Origin of the sequence: Pseudomonas sp. MPB03, assembly GCF_046605385.1 — a bacterium.
GTDB lineage: Bacteria > Pseudomonadota > Gammaproteobacteria > Pseudomonadales > Pseudomonadaceae > Aquipseudomonas > Aquipseudomonas zanjanensis.
Map to the genome: position 1 here is coordinate 4,357,937 of NZ_CP176770.1, position 15,306 is coordinate 4,373,242.

The following is a 15,306-nucleotide window of genomic DNA, read 5'->3' on the forward strand; positions in this document are numbered from 1 at the left end:
GTGCCCTGGTGATTACTTCTTCTTTTTCGGGGCGATGACCATGATCAGCTGGCGTCCTTCCATCTTAGGATGCTGTTCGACCGAACCGTACTCGAGCAGGTCTTGTTCAACCCGCTTGAGGAGTTCCATCCCCAGCTCCTGGTGGGCCATCTCACGGCCGCGGAATCGCAAGGATACCTTGGCCCTGTCCCCATCACTCAGGAAACGTACCAGGTTGCGCAGTTTTACCTGGTAATCCCCTTCCTCCGTCCCTGGACGAAACTTGATTTCTTTTACCTGAATCTGCTTCTGGTTTTTCTTCGCCGCGGCAATCTGCTTCTTCTTTTCGAAGATCGACTTGCCGTAGTCCATCACCCGGCAAACCGGTGGGACTGCGTCCGCGGAGATTTCTACCAGATCAAGCTTGGCTTCTTCAGCAATACGAAGCGCTTCATCAATCGAGACGATGCCAATCTGCTCGCCGTCAGCGCCAATTAACCGAACCTCGCGTGCCGAGATATTCTCGTTGATCGGGGCTTTCGGTGCAGCTCGTTTATCTTGTCTCATTTCACGCTTAATAATAATTACTCCAAATCTGGGCGACCACGCCGGGAAACCGCTTGCGCGAGGAACTCAGCGAATTCGGCGACGGGCATCGAGCCCAGGTCAGCACCTTCACGAGTACGCACAGCGACAGTCTGCATCTCGACCTCCCGATCTCCAATAACCAAGAGAAAGGGAACCTTGAGCAAAGTATGCTCGCGGATTTTAAAGCCGATCTTTTCATTTCTCAAGTCGGACTTGGCACGAAATCCGCTTTGATTGAGAGTTTTTTCGACTTCAGCGGCAAAATCTGCCTGTTTATCAGTGATATTCATGATCACTGCCTGGGTCGGCGCCAGCCACGCAGGGAACGCGCCCTCGTAGTGTTCGATCAGAATCCCGACGAAACGCTCGAACGAACCGAGGATCGCGCGGTGAAGCATGACCGGGTGCTTGCGGCTGTTGTCTTCGGACACATATTCAGCGCCCAGACGGATCGGCAGGTTGAAATCGAGCTGCAAGGTACCACACTGCCACACGCGACCGAGGCAATCTTTGAGCGAAAATTCGATCTTCGGACCGTAGAAGGCGCCCTCACCCGGCTGCAGGTCGTACGCAAGCCCCGCGCTATCAAGGGCGGCGGCCAGGGCCGCTTCGGCGCGATCCCACAGCTCGTCGGAGCCGACGCGTTTTTCCGGACGAGTGGACAGCTTCATCTCGACCTCGGTGAACCCGAAGTCGCGATAGACGTCCATGGTCAGCTTGATGAACGCGGCGGATTCGGCCTGCATCTGCTCTTCGGTGCAGAAAATGTGCGCATCGTCCTGGGTGAACGCCCGCACGCGCATGATGCCGTGCAGCGCACCCGATGGCTCGTTGCGGTGGCAAGCACCGAACTCGGCCAGGCGCATTGGCAGTTCGCGGTAGCTCTTCAAGCCCTGGTTGAACACCTGCACGTGGCACGGGCAGTTCATCGGCTTGATGGCGTAGTCGCGGTTTTCCGACTGGGTGGTGAACATGTTGTCGGCGTAGTTGGCCCAATGCCCGGATTTTTCCCACAGGCTGCGGTCGACCACTTGCGGCGTCTTGATCTCCAGGTAGCCGTTCTCACGCTGGACCTGGCGCATGTACTGCTCAAGCACCTGGTACAGGGTCCAGCCGTTCGGGTGCCAGAACACCATGCCCGGGGATTCTTCCTGGGTATGGAACAGGCCCAGGCGCTTGCCGATCTTGCGGTGATCGCGCTTCTCGGCTTCTTCGATGCGCTGGATGTAGGCCGCCAGTTGCTTCTTGTCCGCCCAGGCGGTGCCGTAGACGCGCTGCAACTGCTCGTTCTTCGCGTCGCCACGCCAGTAGGCGCCGGACAGCTTGGTCAGCTTGAAGGATTTCAGGAAGCGCGTGTTCGGCACGTGCGGGCCACGGCACATGTCGACATATTCTTCGTGGTAATACAGGCCCATTGCCTGCTCGTCCGGCATGTCTTCCACCAGACGCAGCTTGTAGTCCTCGCCACGGGCCTTGAAGACTTCGATGACTTCGGCGCGCGGGGTGACTTTCTTGATGACGTCGTAGTCTTTCTCGATCAGCTGTTGCATGCGCTGTTCGATGGCGGCCATGTCGTCCGGGGTGAAAGGACGTTCGAAGGCGATGTCGTAATAGAAGCCTTCATCGATGACCGGCCCGATGACCATCTTCGCGCTCGGGTACAGCTGCTTGACCGCATGGCCGACCAGGTGCGCGCAAGAGTGGCGAATGATCTCCAGCCCCTCTTCATCCTTGGGCGTGATGATTTGCAGCGTGGCGTCGCTGTCGATGACGTCACTGGCGTCGACCAGCTTGCCGTTGACCTTGCCGGCCAGGGTGGCCTTGGCCAGGCCAGCACCGATGGATGCGGCGACCTCGGCTACGGAAACCGGGTGATCGAACGAACGTTGACTGCCGTCGGGAAGAGTAATAGTTGGCATGGCGCCTCCTCTCCTAGTGGTGACCCCTACCAAAGGTCACGTGGGTTGGGATGAGCCAGTACAAGATCCAGTCCAGGCCATTCAATGACGAACGCCTGCCTTACAGCGGCAGGAGCCTTGCGGCCAACCGGGAAACCGAACCAGAGTGACTGGGATTCAAATCAGGGTTATTCGGGTTCTTTGCCACCGGGACGAACGATCATCCGCAGCCTGGAAATAGCCGAGCCCGGCATGCTAGCACAGATGAACGGTCATCGCCGCGTGGGAATTGAAGCAGACGTAAATCCAGGGTTTTTATGCCAGAGTGCTGAACTGAAGCGAGCGCAACGCCTCAGATAACAAGACATCGACCCGAAAGGAGCATCTTCGCATGCGTCTGAATACATTGTTCGCAGTAGTCGCCCCCCTCGCCCTGCTGCTTCCACTGACCGCCCATGCCGACTGGCCAAAGGGCGAGCGCGAAAAATACATGGCCCAATGCACGGAGGCGGCAACACCCCAGATCGGCGCGGCCGCGGCCAAGTCCCATTGTGCCTGTGGCGCCGATGCGATCAAGTCCTACCCTGCCTCGGACATCCAGGCCTTGATGGACAACAAGGCCACCCCGGAGCTGCAGCAAAAGGCACTGGGGCAGATCGCAAAATGCAAGGCCGACAACAAGCCGAAAAAGTAAGAAAACAGGCTTCCCGAACAGGCTTGGCAGGGTGGAAAAACCCTGATTTCAGGCTTTTTTGAACGATTTATTCAGGTTTTACAGCTTTTTTTATTGTCTTTACTTTCGGCTGAAAGCCTTTAAAACCGGGCCTTTCAGCGGGTAAAGGCGATAAAGTAAACACGACTGATTGGCAAACAGCGCCTGCGGGGGGCTCCCAAATCGAACATTTCGACTATGATACCCGGGTGTGCCCAGTTGGCCTGAGCAGCACAGTACACTGAAAATATATGTTTCTTGGAGATACACCATGTCTAATCGCCAAACCGGCACCGTTAAATGGTTCAACGATGAAAAAGGCTTCGGCTTCATCACTCCTCAAGGTGGCGGTGACGACCTGTTCGTACACTTCAAAGCTATCGAAAGCGACGGTTTCAAAAGCCTGAAAGAAGGCCAGACCGTTTCCTTCGTGGCTGAGAAAGGCCAAAAGGGTATGCAAGCTGCACAGGTTCGCCCAGAGTAATTTCTCGGCGCACTAAAAAAACCCCGTCCATGTGACGGGGTTTTTTATGGGCGATTGAAAAGCGTCGATCAGCCGCAGTTCACTCGATTGATCACCAGGCTGGCATCGGTATTGAGGTTCAGGCGATCGGAGCGATATTCAAGCGTCACCATGTCGTTGGGCTTGAGGATCCGCGCATTCTGCGCGCCGGCACGGGTACGGGCCTGCTCCAGCAGCTCTGGCGAAGCTTTCTTTCCAATGGCGAACTCAGCGGCCTTTGCTTCGCAGCGGCTGTGACCGGTCTCGGCCGCCACAGGTTCAGGGGTCGATCCAGAGGTGTTGCTGCAACCGCTCAAGATCATGGCGGCCAGCAAAGTACTCAATGACGCGAGCTTCCAAGGCATGAAGCCTCCTTTTTTCGATGAATAAACAGTGAGCGTGCGACAACCTAAACAGCGCTTGGTTGCAACACCGCAGCCATCAGACTGGGAAAGCTGGCAGTTTGCCTGAGCCTGTTCCCGCTGTTCAGGCTTGAATCGTGACTGGATATGAACGCGACTCAATAAACGTCGATGTAATCGAAGGGTGGATTGGGCCAGTTGTCCTTCAGCGCGTTGTAGATCTGCATGACCCAAACCTCGTCACTGGCAGCGACGCGCCCGACGTAGCCCGAACCCTTGGCCCAGGTCTCGAGGCGAAACCGTAAACCGTCAATGTCGGTGCCGCCGACCACCCCCGAGGACAAATAGGCGATGCCGCCTTTGGTCACGCGCAGCTGGGTATGCTCGTCATCACTGGCCGAGGCCAGCAACTGACGAACCGCCTCGACGGTCAGGCCATCAGGAGCGTTCAAGTCGATCTGCACGGTGGGGCTCCTTAAAAATAAAAGACCAAGTGTCGCACAGCCCTCCCCCAATGCCTAAGTCGCAGTGCCAAATTCTCGGCAAAAATGGTTAACTCAGCCTACAGACCTCCAACTCGCGAGCCCGACCATGAGCACCGTCAGCATCGAAGCCACCATCAATGCCAAATGGTCGCAGGGCCACAGCTCCTATAGCCCGGGCAGCCCGGAGGAACTGGCGCTCATCGGTATAGAATTGTTGGTGAAGGCGCTGGGAACGGAAGTCGCCCGCGATTTCATCCAGCAGGCCTTCGAGCGTTACCCGAGCATCGTCGACGCCGTGGATTGAGGCTCATGCACCCGCAGCTCCGGCCTGCGGGCACATGACAAGCTAGTTACTTCAGGCGCGCCAGGCGCTCGGTCAGCAGGTCGAAGAAGCCTTGGGCATCGCCGTTTTCCACCCAGAACGCGTTCTTCGGTGCCTTCAAGCCGTCGTACCAGTCGACGATGGTCTGCCCGAACGTCGGCCCCTCGCGGCTGTCCACGACGACATTGACCGAACGGCCGGTGAACAATTGCGGCTTGAGCAGGTAGGCAATCACCGTCGCGTCATGCACCGGCCCGCCCGTCATGCCGTAGTGCTCCATGTCGCCCTTGACGTATTCGTTGAGGATATCGCCCACCAGCTTGCTGGCGTTATTGTTCAACGCCGCGATCTGCTTCAGGCGCGCTTCGCTGGTGAGGATCTTGTGGGTCACGTCCAATGGCAGGTAGGTCAGCTTCACGCCGCTCTTGGCCACCACCTCGGCCGCCTGCGGGTCGGCGAACAGATTGAACTCGGCCACCGGCGTGATATTGCCGCCGTTGAAGTGCGCGCCGCCCATGATCACCACTTCCTTGATGCCCTGGACGATATCGGGCTCCTGGACCAAGGCCAGCGCCAGGTTGGTCTGCGGACCCAGCATCGCAATGGTGATGCTGTGGGGCTTGGCAGCCTTTAGCGTGTCGATCAGGTAGTTGACGGCATTGCCCTCGGCCAACCCCTTCTTCGGCTCATGTACCGTGACACCCGACAGGCCTTCCTTGCCATGGATGTTTTCGGCGTAGATGGGCGTGCGCATCAACGGTTTCGGCGCACCGGCGTAGACCGGCACGTCTTCGCGCCCCGCCCATTCACGGGCCAGGCGAGCGTTGCGCGAGGTCTTGTCCAGGCGCACATTGCCGGCAACGGTGGTCAGCGCACGGATATGCAGTTCCTCGGGCGATGCCAGGGCGAACAGCAGCGCCACCACGTCGTCAGCGCCCGGATCGGTGTCGATGATCAAGTCAATTTTTTCCGCCGCCTGGGCGCTCGTTGCGGTGATCAGTGACAAAAGCAGCAGACTCCGGATCAGTTGATGCATTTTCTGAGCATAGCGGTGCATGGCGCACTCCTTGTGCAGGGTTGAACAGGATTAGAACGTCACACCCGCGACCAGCACGATATTGCAGTACGGCGAACACTCGCCGGTGCGAATGATCGCCCGCGCCTGTCGGCTGATGACCTTGAATTGCTCATGACTGACCAACGCCCGCTCACCCAGCGCACCCTCTGCATTCAGCGCTTGCAGGGTCGTCAGGGCCGACGGTTGCTTGTCGAGGATTTCCTCGGCCAAAACATGGCTTTCCACCTGCATTTCGCTGAGCACCACCTTCAAGGTGCTGACAAAGTCAGGAATGCCATGGGTCAGGGCCAGGTCGATCAACTCGACCTGGGGCGGCACAGGCAGGCCGGCATCGCCGATGACCACCTTGTCGCCATGGCCGAGGGAAGCGATCAGTCGGGACAGTGCCACATTCAACAACGGCGTCTTTTTCATGATTTGAAAGCCTTTACGTCCAGCAATGTGGGAATTGAAGGTTGCGCGCCGGATCGGGTGACCGACAGCGCGGCGGCGGCCTGACCGAAACGAATCGCTTCGACTTCGTTCTTGCCGCCGGCCAGGGCTGCCGCGAAGCCGCCGACAAAGGTGTCTCCGGCCGCCGTGGTGTCCACTGCCTTGACCCGCGGGGCCGGGAAATGTTCGAAGCTGGTACCGTTGGCGAACATCAAGCCCTGGGCCCCCAGGGTCACGATCACCTTGCCGGCACCGGCGGCTATCAGATGCGCTGCGGCGGCTTCGGCGGTTTCCAACGATTCCACCGCCAGCCCGCTCAGCACCGCGGCTTCGCTTTCATTGGGAATCAGATAATCGACGCAGGCATACCAGTCGGCCGGCAACGCATGGGAAGCCGGCGCGGGGTTGAGAATGATGATTTTGCCCAACTCACGGCCGCGCTTGAGGGCATGGCCGACGGTGGCGTCCGGCACTTCGAGCTGGCAGACAATGACATCGGCGCTTTGCAGCACTGCATCGACACTGTCCAAGACCTCGGCGGTAAGTGCTCCATTGGCCCCGGCGACGATGACGATGGCATTCTGGCTGTTGTCATCGACGACAATCAGCGCCACGCCACTTGAGTCCTCCACCACGCGCACCGCCTGGCAGTCGATACCCTCGACCAGCAGCGCGCCGCGCAATTGCTCGCCGTAGGCATCGCTGCCCACGCAACCCACCATCGACACCTGCGCCCCCAGGCGCGCGGCAGCGACCGCCTGGTTGGCGCCCTTGCCGCCCGGGATGGTAGCGAACGATTGACCGATCAGCGTTTCACCGCCACGGGGCAGGCGCGGCGCCCGGGTCACCAGGTCCATGTTCAGGCTGCCTATTACCACTACTTTTGCTGGCATACATCACTACTCATCAATTCGGTTCAGCGGTATTGGGCGAATGTACCGGACAGCGGTGCAGTCGACTCTCGCAGGACAATACTCGGCGTCACGATACGCTGGTCGGTGGCAAGGCTCGGCGTCGCGATACGCAGCAGCAGCACTTCGGCCGCCATCTCGCCAAGCTGCAGGATCGACTGCCCCACCGTGGTCAACGCCGGATAGACATAACGGCTCATCTGGATGTCGTCGAAACCGATGACCGACAGTTCGCTGGGCACGCGCACGTTGCGTTCGGCAGCGGCACGCAGCACACCGATGCCGATCATGTCGTTGGCCGCAAAGATCGCACTGGGCGGTTGCCGCTCAAGCAGTTGCGCAGCGGCGCGGTAGCCACCGGTACTGGTGAAATCGCTCTCGAGCATGCGCTCGACGGGCAACTCGATCCCCGCCTCTTTCAGCGCCCGGCAGTAACCGGCCAAGCGCATTTGCGCCACGCTGGTATTGGCCGGGCCGCCGATGAAGGCAATATCGCGGTGCCCCAGCTCCAGCAGATGCCGGGTCGCCAGGTAGGCACCGTATTCATGATCGATGCGCACCAGGTCCGCATCGACACCATCAAGCCCGCGGTCGACGATCACCATGGGCGTGCGCACGTTGGCCAGCCCCTCGGCCAGGCCGACATCACCGCCGGTGGACGCGAAGATCAGCCCATCGATACGTTTTTCCAGCAATACCCGCAGGTAGCTGCGCTGCTTGTCCGGGTTGTCGTCGGAGTTGCACAGGATCACGCAATAGCCGTTGCGCTCACAGTAATCCTCGATGCCCCGGGCCAGTTCGGCAAAGTAAGGGTTGAGGCTGTTGGGCACCAGCAGGCCGATGGTCGCCGTGGTCTTGGCCTTGAGCGACCGGGCCACGGCGCTGGGCACGTAGTCCAGGCGCTCGATGGCCGCCTCGACCTTGAGCCGTACCTCCTCGCTGACCGGTCGCGTCTTGTTCACCACGTGGGACACGGTGGTGTAGGAAATACCCGCGAGCGCCGCTACATCCTTGATCGTCGCCATGGTTCAAGCCCGCCGACTGGCGCGCTGGCTGCGGTAGGTATCGAGCACGACCGCCACCACGATCACCGCGCCGGTAATGATGCGTTTGGTCGGCTCGGTGGCGCCAATCTGCGCCAGGCCCGCCGCGAGCACGGAGATGATCAGCACGCCAAAGAAGGTGCTGATGACCGAGCCGCGCCCACCCATCAGGCTGGTGCCGCCAATGACGACTGCAGCGATCACCTGCAGTTCGAGCCCAGAACCGGCGTTCGGATCCGCGGCCTCCAGGCGAGAAATCTGGAACAGCGCCGCCACACCGGCCAGCAGCCCCATCAGGCTGAACACCAGGATCTTGTAAGGCTTTGGGTTGATGCCGGCCAGGCGCACGGCTTCTTCATTGGTGCCGATGCCGATCAGGTAGCGACCGAACACCGTGCGGGTCAGCACCGCTTGGGCAACGAAGATCACCAGCAAGGCGATGATGAACGAAGGCGAGATGCCAAAGGCGATGGGGTTGGACAGCCAGGCGAACGAGTCGCCGATGTAGGCAGTCCGGGAACCGGTCATCTGGTACGCCAGGCCCCGGGCCATTTCCAGCACGCCGAGGGAGACGATGAACGATGGAATCCGCCATGCCACGGTGATCGAACCGGTGACCGTGCCCGCCAGCGCCGCCACGGCCATGCCGAGCAAGGCCGATGGCCAGACGCTCCAGCCCCAGCCGAGCACGGCCACGCTGACCGTCGAGGCTGCCAGTGCGAGCACCGAGCCCACCGACAGGTCGATGCCGCCGATGATCAGGATGAAGGTCATGCCGACCGCCAGTACCATGAGGTCGGGAATCTGGTTGGCCAAGGTGCTGAACGTGTCATAGGACAGGAAATGGCTGCTCAGGACCGAGAACAGCGCGACCATGGCCAGCAGCGCGCCAGCCAGGCCCAGGTAGGTTCCGAGGCCATAGAAGTTGCCACTCGATTTGCCGACGGCAGATGCGGTTTTCATGAAAAATCCCTAGGCGCTGCTTCGTTGAGCAACGCATCACGTTTCTGGTAGCCGGCGAATGCGGCGGCAAGCAAGTCATCCTGGGTCCAGCTGTCGCGCTCGAAGGTGTCGATCAAGCGTCCGGCGGACAGCACGCCGATCCGGTCACAGATCAACATCAACTCCCGCAGGTCACTGGACACCACCACCAGCGCCTTGCCCTGGCGAGTCAGCTCGCCGAGCAGTGCATAAATGTCGAATTTGGCACCGACGTCGATGCCACGGGTCGGCTCGTCGAAGAGCATGACCGCACAGTCGCGTTCGAGCCAACGACCGATCACGACTTTCTGCTGGTTGCCGCCCGACAATTCGGACACCAATTGGGTCGGGCTTGAACTGCGGATGCGCATGGCATCGACCTGCCGCTGGGCCAAGGCCAATTCGGCATCGCCATTGACCAGGCCGGCGCTGGAAATCTCCGGCATGTTGCCCAGGGCAATGTTGGCGGCGATCGATTGGGTCAGCAGCAGGCCTTCGCCCTTGCGGTCTTCGGTGATCAACGCAATGCCATGGGCCACCGCATCGGCCGGCGAGCGAATGCTCACGACCTGAGCCGGCGAACCCAGCGCCACCGTACCACTGTCGGCCGGGTCGGCACCGAAGATCAGCCGCAACAGCTCGGTGCGCCCTGCCCCGATCAGGCCGGAGATGCCGAATATTTCGCCACTGCGCACTTCGAAGGACACGTCGCGGACCTTGTCGGAACGGGTCAGGCCTTTAACCGTCAACGCCGGCGCACCGATCTGGCGTGGGCCAAGGTCGATATGCTCGCCCAGCTCCCGACCGACCATCAGGGTTACCAGTTGCTCGCTGTCGTAGTTGGCCATCGGCTCGACGCAGACCAGGTTGCCATCGCGCAGCACGGCAATGCGCTGGGCAACTCGCGCCAGTTCTTCGAGGCGATGGGAAATGTAGATGATCGACACGCCGCGCGCCTGCAGGCGCGTGATCTGCTCAAACAGCATCTCGACCTCGCGGGCCGTGAGCATGGCGGTCGGCTCATCGAGAATCAGCACATGGCAGTCGCCGATCAGGTTGCGGGCGATCTCGACCATCTGCTGGTGACCGATCCCCAACTCGCCGACCAGCGTGTCGGGATCGATGGCATCGAGGCCCACCTGGGCCATGGCCTCGATCGCCGCCTTGCGCAACTGCTTGCGGCTGATCCAGCCACCGTGGCTGGGCAGGTTGTCGAGAAACAGGTTTTCAGCCACGGACAGGGTCGGCAGCAGGTTGAGTTCCTGCATCACCATGCGCACGCCCAGCTCTTCAGCCTGGGTCCGGCTGCCAGGACGATAATCCTGCCCCTGAAATTGCATCTGCCCGGTCGTCGGCGTCACCAGCCCACCGATGATCTTGGACAAGGTGCTTTTGCCGGCGCCATTTTCGCCGGTCAGCGCCAGCACTTCACCGCGCATCAACGTCAACGTGATATCGGTCAGTACCGGCTGGGCATAGGTCTTGCCGATACCGCTGACGCACAGGACAGCGTTCGGGTCGCGAACGGACATAACAAACTCTCCAATGCGCTCGCCCGGATGGGCGAGCACCGTTGTGTCGCCAGGATTACGGCTTGGTCACCAGTTCGACCGGAGTTTCGATAACGCCGTTGGTGCCGCTGTCGACTTTTTCGCCCTTGAGCATCTTCAGCGCTGTTTCGATGCCGAACACCGCCTGCTTGGCAGCGAACTGGTCGGCAGTCGCCAGGACACGTCCGTCCTTGAGCATCGGCTTGATGGCGTTGATGTTGTCGTAGCCCACCACCTGCACCTTGCCGGCCTTGCCCGCCGCGCGCACGGCCGATACGGCACCGACCGCCATGCTGTCGTTACCGGCCAGCAGTGCCTTGATGTTCGGGTATTCGCTGAGCATCGACGCGGCCACCTGATTGCCCTTGTTGATTTCCCAATCGCCGGATTGCAGGGACACGACCTTGACCTGCGCCGCTTCCATCGCATCCTTGAAGCCCGCGGTGCGGGCCTGGGCGTTAGTGGTGGTGGACACGCCTTCGATGATGCCGACTTCGTCACCGGCCTTGAGTTGCTTGGCCAGGTATTCGCCCACCAGACGCGCGCCCTTGCGGTTGTCAGGGCCTACGAACGGCACGGTGATGTTCTTGCTCTTGACCACGGCCGGATCGAGCTGGTTATCGATGTTGATGACCGTGATACCGGCATCCACGGCTTTCTTGATCACCGGCACCATCGCCTTGGAATCCGCGGGCGCGATGATCAGGGCATCGACCTTGGACACGATCATCTGCTCGACGATGCGAATCTGGTTGGCGGTGTCGGTTTCATCCTTGATCCCGTTGGAGATCAGGTCGAAATCGGCGGAGTGTTCCTTCTGATAAGCCTTGGCGCCGTCTTCCATGGTCAGGAAGAATTCGTTGGCCAGGGATTTCATGACCAGGGCGACCTTGGGTTTTTCTGCGGTCTGGGCGAGTGCCGAGGAGAGAGGCAGCGCAGCGGAGGCAGCCGCGAGCATGGCAACAGCGAGAAGGCGTCCAGCGAATGGCAACTTCATGGGTTCACTCCGATCTTATGATTATTGTGAGCAAATCAGTGCACGGAACGCCGCGCAAACGTTTGCGTGAAGTGAACTATGGTAAGGCTTCGGGAATTTGTCAACGTTGCGATTTGATCCGCAACGTTGCAGTTGAACGGAGAAGCTCAGGCCGTCGTGTTGACCACCGTACCCGAACCGGCGCCCTTGGCCAGCTCCGTGACCAGGCGGCCGGTGACTTCCAGCAACGCGCCACTGGTATCGGCGATCTGGCCCTGAACCGCCATGACCGCCGAGGTCTTGGCTTCCTCCGTCGAATAGTTGCGTGCCTCGGCGGCGGCCAGTTGCTGTTGCTGCTCACGGAGCTGTTGCTGCAGCTCTTGCATCCGCTTGAGCAGCACCTGGACGGCCACGCTCTGGGTGCTGCCACCCTCCTGCGCCTGGTCGGTTGCTTCGGCGCTGGCACCCAGGCCCGTGCGGACCTTGCCCGAGGTTTGCGTCGTACCCAAGGCCTCATCGGCGGCCTGGGCTTCTGCCTCGCTCAGCGCCTTCAGGGTGGCTGCGGATTTGCCGCCGATGGTCACGGCTGCCGCACTGGGAAAGCCGATGGAAAAGGCCATGTCAAAACTCCATGAAGGGGGATTCCTACGAAGGACATCGTCCGCCGAAGCACTTTCTTTAGCGCTCGCTGAGATCAGCCGATCGCTTCGCCACCCTGAACGAGTGACACCTGTTTATTTAACGGAGAAAAAAATCCTTTCTCCTACACCAAAACGAAAAAAGTGCTGTCAGACGATCCTCTTGAATTTTAAGTAGTTGCGTAAATGCCTACGGTTAAATACTGTATGCACGTACAGCTTAATAAGGATAATCCTGTGGCCACTCCCTCCGCTGCAACCACCCCCTTAGATTCCTATACGCGACTCGGCCTGCGGGTCTCGAAAATCATCAATGCCCCCACCGCACAAAAAGCCAAGGCCGCACTGATCTTCCGCCTTCCCGACGAGCCTGTGGATGAGTGGGAGCGCCTCCTGGAAGAAATCGACGAGAACGACAACGTGACCCTCGCCTATCGCGACGACGGTGGCGTGCAGGTTTTCTGGGTTGTGCCGAAGGAAGATTGAGCGTGATGAGTGTTCGCTGCTTAGCTTTACTGCTTGTGTTTATCGCCACGGGGGCGCAGGCCGGTGCCCCGCGCACCTTCAACGAAGCCAAGAAAATCGCCTGGAAACTCTACGCCCCGCAATCCACGGAGTTCTATTGTGGCTGCAAATACACCGGCAACCGCGTGAACCTGGCCGCCTGCGGTTATGTACCGCGCAAGAATGCCAGCCGCGCCGCTCGTATCGAGTGGGAGCATATCGTTCCGGCGTGGCAGATCGGCCATCAGCGTCAATGCTGGCAAGCAGGCGGTCGCAAGAACTGCACCCGCTATGATCCGGTCTATCAACGGGCCGAGGCCGACCTGCACAACCTGGTGCCGAGCATCGGGGAAGTGAATGGCGACCGCAGCAATTTCAGTTTCGGCTGGCTGCCGGAGCAAAAGGGCCAATACGGCTCATGCCTGACCCAAGTGGATTTCAAGGCCAAGAAGGTCATGCCCCGCCCTTCCATTCGAGGGATGATCGCCCGGACCTATTTCTACATGAGCAAGCAATATGGCCTGCGCCTGTCGAAACAGGACCGGCGCCTGTATGAAGCCTGGGACAAGACCTACCCGGTCGAAAGCTGGGAACGCCAGCGCAACCAGAGCGTGGCGTGCGTCATGGGGCGTGGGAACGAGTTCGTGGGGCCGGTGGACATGAAGGCCTGCGGTTGACCTGCCCTTTGTAAACACCACAAACCCACTGTGGGAGCGAGCTTGCTCGCGATAGGGGCATGTCAGTCAACATCTATATTGGCTGATCCATCGCTATCGCGAGCAAGCTCGCTCCCACAGGTTTTGTGGCGTAACTGAGTTTTTGGGCTGCCCGGTTATTGAGCCGTCGGGTAATCCACCACCAACGCCTCGATGTTGCGTTTCTTCGCCCGGACCAACGCGGCCGTGACCTGTTCCTGCTTGGCTTTGGCTTCAGCCTCGGAGCTCAAAGGGCCGACCAGGACGCGCTCCTTGCCGTTTTCCCGCACCACGGTCGACATGAAGCTGTGCTCGATGAGCCAACCGGTCAGGTCGCTGACAGCCTGCGGTGTCTGCCCGCGAACCTCGACGGCCCACTGCGGTGCGGCAGCGGCGGCCGGTGCGGAGGTCACGGCGGGTTTCGGTTTCGGTGCTTCGACGTCACGCCCTTCCCCGCATCCTGCCAGTGCCAATACCGCAATTACCCAAGCCAATTTGCGCACAACGTTTCCCCTGGAAGACATGAGGCACGGATTTTAGCACCCGAGCCCATCAAGATCGCCGCAAACAATGCTCAAAACACGAGAATCCTGCCCGGCGTCTCTGTATAGTCGCACCCTGGGAATTAATGCAGCATCTGCACGTCAGAAAGAGGCACCCACATTGTGACACTTAGCACTAATCTATAAGCAGTACCGACATCTGCACTGTCTGAATCAGGTGCCCTATAAAGCAATCAAGGAGAACACCATGCTGATACTCACCCGCAAAGTCGGTGAAAGCATAAACATTGGTGACGACATCACGATCACCATTCTGGGCGTTAGCGGCCAACAGGTCCGGATCGGCATCAACGCCCCGAAGAACGTTGCGGTGCATCGCGAAGAGATTTATCAGCGTATTCAGGCCGGCCTCACCGCGCCCGACAAGCCGCAAACTCCCTGAGCCTTGCAAGCAGTCCGCAGCCAGCCCGTTTGCATCGTCGCAATGGCTGGCTAAAGATTCTGGTCGACCGCGCCGTACCCTGCCCTCCTCGCCTTCTTTCGTCCCGCCCGTGAACCGATACTAATGGCATGACCTCTAGCATGGCTGTCAGACGTTTCGTTTTAATGATGACGAAGCAGGCGTTCGCGGCCGGTCAGCCCAGGCCCACGCCGCGCGCCATGCCTGTGGCGGCGACCACCATCAAGATCAGCAACAAGGCTTCGATGTGGCTGATCCGCGCAAGTCGGCCTGCTTTCGAAGGATCGATCGCCGTCCCTTTGCCCAGCGCCATCCGCCATTTGATCAGGGCGATCATCGGCACGATCTCCAGCAGCAGGATCAGCAGCAGCAACGTCATCTTCAGATGAAACAGCGGTTGGTGCAGGTAATAGTCCGTGCCTTTTTCGAACCCGCCGAACGCTCGCATCCCACCGGTCACCAACAGCACCAGCGCCGACAAGCCCCACACGTTGTCGGCGACCAAGACACCCCGCACCGCATCCACGCCGCCCGCCAGGCGTCGTAGCGCCGTGCCGCGCGTCAGCACCGCCCAGAACCCGAGGGCGAACGCCAGCAGATGGATTGCCGCAAGCGACCAATGAGCCAACATGGAAGACTCCTGACAGAGAGAACGTCGAATCGACCTGACAGTACTAGCTCATAAAG

At 60.0% G+C, this 15,306-nt stretch carries 20 protein-coding genes; 6 read left to right on the plus strand and 14 right to left on the minus strand.

Going from position 1 to position 15,306, the window contains the following annotated elements; translation table 11 throughout:
• Positions 1-12: 12 nt before the first annotated feature.
• Positions 13-564: a translation initiation factor IF-3 gene (gene infC / locus ACLH0I_RS18605; RefSeq protein WP_169432615.1), complete on the minus strand. Its 552-nt coding sequence runs from the start codon at positions 562-564 to the stop codon at positions 13-15.
• The gene (gene thrS, locus ACLH0I_RS18610) at positions 564-2,486 is read right to left on the minus strand and encodes a threonine--tRNA ligase (protein ID WP_014337550.1); all 1,923 of its coding nucleotides are present in this window, start codon (positions 2,484-2,486) and stop codon (positions 564-566) included. The genes infC and thrS overlap by 1 nt, the downstream gene beginning before the upstream one ends.
• Before the next feature lie 370 nt (positions 2,487-2,856).
• Between thrS and ACLH0I_RS18615 the strand changes: the two genes are divergently transcribed.
• Both ACLH0I_RS18615 and ACLH0I_RS18620 read left to right on the plus strand, forming a co-directional pair.
• Entirely contained in the window at positions 2,857-3,159 is a 303-nt protein-coding gene (locus ACLH0I_RS18615; RefSeq protein ID WP_095962812.1) for a hypothetical protein, read from the plus strand.
• Between the two features lie 289 nt (positions 3,160-3,448).
• Complete coding sequence (locus tag ACLH0I_RS18620; protein ID WP_003179963.1) at positions 3,449-3,661, plus strand: cold-shock protein; 213 nt, start codon at positions 3,449-3,451, stop codon at positions 3,659-3,661.
• 68 nt (positions 3,662-3,729) lie between these two features.
• Here the strand turns inward: ACLH0I_RS18620 and ACLH0I_RS18625 are convergent, their stop codons facing one another.
• Together ACLH0I_RS18625 and ACLH0I_RS18630 are read right to left on the minus strand one after the other, a co-directional pair.
• Positions 3,730-4,044, minus strand: coding sequence for an I78 family peptidase inhibitor (locus ACLH0I_RS18625; protein WP_250962207.1), 315 nt, complete (start codon positions 4,042-4,044; stop codon positions 3,730-3,732).
• Between the two features lie 155 nt (positions 4,045-4,199).
• Positions 4,200-4,505, minus strand: a complete 306-nt coding sequence (locus ACLH0I_RS18630; protein WP_186706636.1) for a hypothetical protein — start codon at positions 4,503-4,505, stop codon at positions 4,200-4,202.
• 127 nt (positions 4,506-4,632) lie between these two features.
• Between ACLH0I_RS18630 and ACLH0I_RS18635 the strand changes: the two genes are divergently transcribed.
• Complete coding sequence (locus ACLH0I_RS18635; RefSeq protein WP_250962209.1) at positions 4,633-4,830, plus strand: hypothetical protein; 198 nt, start codon at positions 4,633-4,635, stop codon at positions 4,828-4,830.
• Between the two features lie 46 nt (positions 4,831-4,876).
• Here ACLH0I_RS18635 and ACLH0I_RS18640 read toward each other — a convergent pair whose 3' ends face one another.
• The 8 genes from ACLH0I_RS18640 to ACLH0I_RS18675 all read right to left on the minus strand — a co-directional run bounded on the left by ACLH0I_RS18640 (position 4,877) and on the right by ACLH0I_RS18675 (position 12,439).
• Positions 4,877-5,905: a nucleoside hydrolase gene (locus tag ACLH0I_RS18640; RefSeq protein WP_003203636.1), complete on the minus strand. Its 1,029-nt coding sequence runs from the start codon at positions 5,903-5,905 to the stop codon at positions 4,877-4,879.
• A gap of 30 nt (positions 5,906-5,935) precedes the next feature.
• Positions 5,936-6,340: a D-ribose pyranase gene (rbsD, locus tag ACLH0I_RS18645; RefSeq protein ID WP_411385048.1), complete on the minus strand. Its 405-nt coding sequence runs from the start codon at positions 6,338-6,340 to the stop codon at positions 5,936-5,938.
• On the minus strand, positions 6,337-7,251 hold the full coding sequence (rbsK, locus tag ACLH0I_RS18650) for a ribokinase (protein ID WP_411385049.1): 915 nt from the start codon (positions 7,249-7,251) through the stop codon (positions 6,337-6,339). The genes rbsD and rbsK overlap by 4 nt, the downstream gene beginning before the upstream one ends.
• A 23-nt stretch (positions 7,252-7,274) precedes the next feature.
• Positions 7,275-8,294 (minus strand): LacI family DNA-binding transcriptional regulator, encoded by a 1,020-nt coding sequence (locus tag ACLH0I_RS18655; protein ID WP_411385050.1) that lies wholly within the window; start codon positions 8,292-8,294, stop codon positions 7,275-7,277.
• Positions 8,295-8,297: 3 nt separating this feature from the next.
• Positions 8,298-9,275 carry an ABC transporter permease gene (locus ACLH0I_RS18660; protein ID WP_411385051.1) on the minus strand — a complete coding sequence of 326 codons (978 nt, stop codon included), beginning with the start codon at positions 9,273-9,275 and terminating at the stop codon, positions 8,298-8,300.
• Positions 9,272-10,825 (minus strand): sugar ABC transporter ATP-binding protein, encoded by a 1,554-nt coding sequence (locus ACLH0I_RS18665; protein WP_186706630.1) that lies wholly within the window; start codon positions 10,823-10,825, stop codon positions 9,272-9,274. Before ACLH0I_RS18665 ends, ACLH0I_RS18660 begins: the two co-directional genes overlap by 4 nt.
• Before the next feature lie 55 nt (positions 10,826-10,880).
• Positions 10,881-11,840, minus strand: coding sequence for a sugar ABC transporter substrate-binding protein (locus ACLH0I_RS18670; RefSeq protein WP_411385052.1), 960 nt, complete (start codon positions 11,838-11,840; stop codon positions 10,881-10,883).
• A gap of 146 nt (positions 11,841-11,986) precedes the next feature.
• A complete protein-coding gene (locus tag ACLH0I_RS18675; protein ID WP_250962216.1) occupies positions 11,987-12,439 on the minus strand; it encodes a hypothetical protein in 453 nt (150 codons plus the stop codon).
• Between the two features lie 204 nt (positions 12,440-12,643).
• On the opposite strand from ACLH0I_RS18675, the gene ACLH0I_RS18680 reads away from it, so the two are divergent.
• A complete protein-coding gene (locus ACLH0I_RS18680) occupies positions 12,644-12,943 on the plus strand; it encodes a DUF1654 domain-containing protein (protein WP_411385053.1) in 300 nt (99 codons plus the stop codon).
• A gap of 5 nt (positions 12,944-12,948) precedes the next feature.
• Positions 12,949-13,638: an endonuclease gene (locus ACLH0I_RS18685; protein ID WP_186706626.1), complete on the plus strand. Its 690-nt coding sequence runs from the start codon at positions 12,949-12,951 to the stop codon at positions 13,636-13,638.
• A 155-nt stretch (positions 13,639-13,793) separates the two neighbouring features.
• On the opposite strand, the gene ACLH0I_RS18690 is transcribed toward ACLH0I_RS18685, so the two are convergent.
• A complete protein-coding gene (locus ACLH0I_RS18690; protein ID WP_411385054.1) occupies positions 13,794-14,159 on the minus strand; it encodes an SPOR domain-containing protein in 366 nt (121 codons plus the stop codon).
• A 247-nt stretch (positions 14,160-14,406) separates the two neighbouring features.
• Here ACLH0I_RS18690 and csrA point away from each other — a divergent pair, with 247 nt between their 5' ends.
• Positions 14,407-14,601 (plus strand): carbon storage regulator CsrA, encoded by a 195-nt coding sequence (gene csrA, locus ACLH0I_RS18695; RefSeq protein WP_003179932.1) that lies wholly within the window; start codon positions 14,407-14,409, stop codon positions 14,599-14,601.
• A gap of 193 nt (positions 14,602-14,794) precedes the next feature.
• On the opposite strand, the gene ACLH0I_RS18700 is transcribed toward csrA, so the two are convergent.
• Complete coding sequence (locus ACLH0I_RS18700) at positions 14,795-15,250, minus strand: DUF2214 family protein (protein ID WP_186706624.1); 456 nt, start codon at positions 15,248-15,250, stop codon at positions 14,795-14,797.
• Between the last annotated feature and the right edge of the window lie 56 nt (positions 15,251-15,306).

Bases quoted from the DNA above. Each gene is read 5' to 3' on its own strand.
- ACLH0I_RS18670 (WP_411385052.1), bottom strand. From the start codon at position 11,840: ATGAAGTTGCCATTCGCTGGACGCCTTCTCGCTGTTGCCATGCTCGCG.
- ACLH0I_RS18615 (WP_095962812.1), top strand. From the start codon at position 2,857: ATGCGTCTGAATACATTGTTCGCAGTAGTCGCCCCCCTCGCCCTGCTG.
- ACLH0I_RS18685 (WP_186706626.1), top strand. From the start codon at position 12,949: ATGAGTGTTCGCTGCTTAGCTTTACTGCTTGTGTTTATCGCCACGGGG.
- ACLH0I_RS18675 (WP_250962216.1), bottom strand. From the start codon at position 12,439: ATGGCCTTTTCCATCGGCTTTCCCAGTGCGGCAGCCGTGACCATCGGC.
- ACLH0I_RS18635 (WP_250962209.1), top strand. From the start codon at position 4,633: ATGAGCACCGTCAGCATCGAAGCCACCATCAATGCCAAATGGTCGCAG.
- ACLH0I_RS18680 (WP_411385053.1), top strand. From the start codon at position 12,644: ATGCCTACGGTTAAATACTGTATGCACGTACAGCTTAATAAGGATAAT.
- rbsK (WP_411385049.1), bottom strand. From the start codon at position 7,251: ATGCCAGCAAAAGTAGTGGTAATAGGCAGCCTGAACATGGACCTGGTG.
- rbsD (WP_411385048.1), bottom strand. From the start codon at position 6,340: ATGAAAAAGACGCCGTTGTTGAATGTGGCACTGTCCCGACTGATCGCT.
- csrA (WP_003179932.1), top strand. From the start codon at position 14,407: ATGCTGATACTCACCCGCAAAGTCGGTGAAAGCATAAACATTGGTGAC.
- ACLH0I_RS18640 (WP_003203636.1), bottom strand. From the start codon at position 5,905: ATGCACCGCTATGCTCAGAAAATGCATCAACTGATCCGGAGTCTGCTG.
- ACLH0I_RS18655 (WP_411385050.1), bottom strand. From the start codon at position 8,294: ATGGCGACGATCAAGGATGTAGCGGCGCTCGCGGGTATTTCCTACACC.
- ACLH0I_RS18620 (WP_003179963.1), top strand. From the start codon at position 3,449: ATGTCTAATCGCCAAACCGGCACCGTTAAATGGTTCAACGATGAAAAA.
- ACLH0I_RS18660 (WP_411385051.1), bottom strand. From the start codon at position 9,275: ATGAAAACCGCATCTGCCGTCGGCAAATCGAGTGGCAACTTCTATGGC.
- ACLH0I_RS18625 (WP_250962207.1), bottom strand. From the start codon at position 4,044: ATGCCTTGGAAGCTCGCGTCATTGAGTACTTTGCTGGCCGCCATGATC.
- ACLH0I_RS18700 (WP_186706624.1), bottom strand. From the start codon at position 15,250: ATGTTGGCTCATTGGTCGCTTGCGGCAATCCATCTGCTGGCGTTCGCC.
- thrS (WP_014337550.1), bottom strand. From the start codon at position 2,486: ATGCCAACTATTACTCTTCCCGACGGCAGTCAACGTTCGTTCGATCAC.
- ACLH0I_RS18665 (WP_186706630.1), bottom strand. From the start codon at position 10,825: ATGTCCGTTCGCGACCCGAACGCTGTCCTGTGCGTCAGCGGTATCGGC.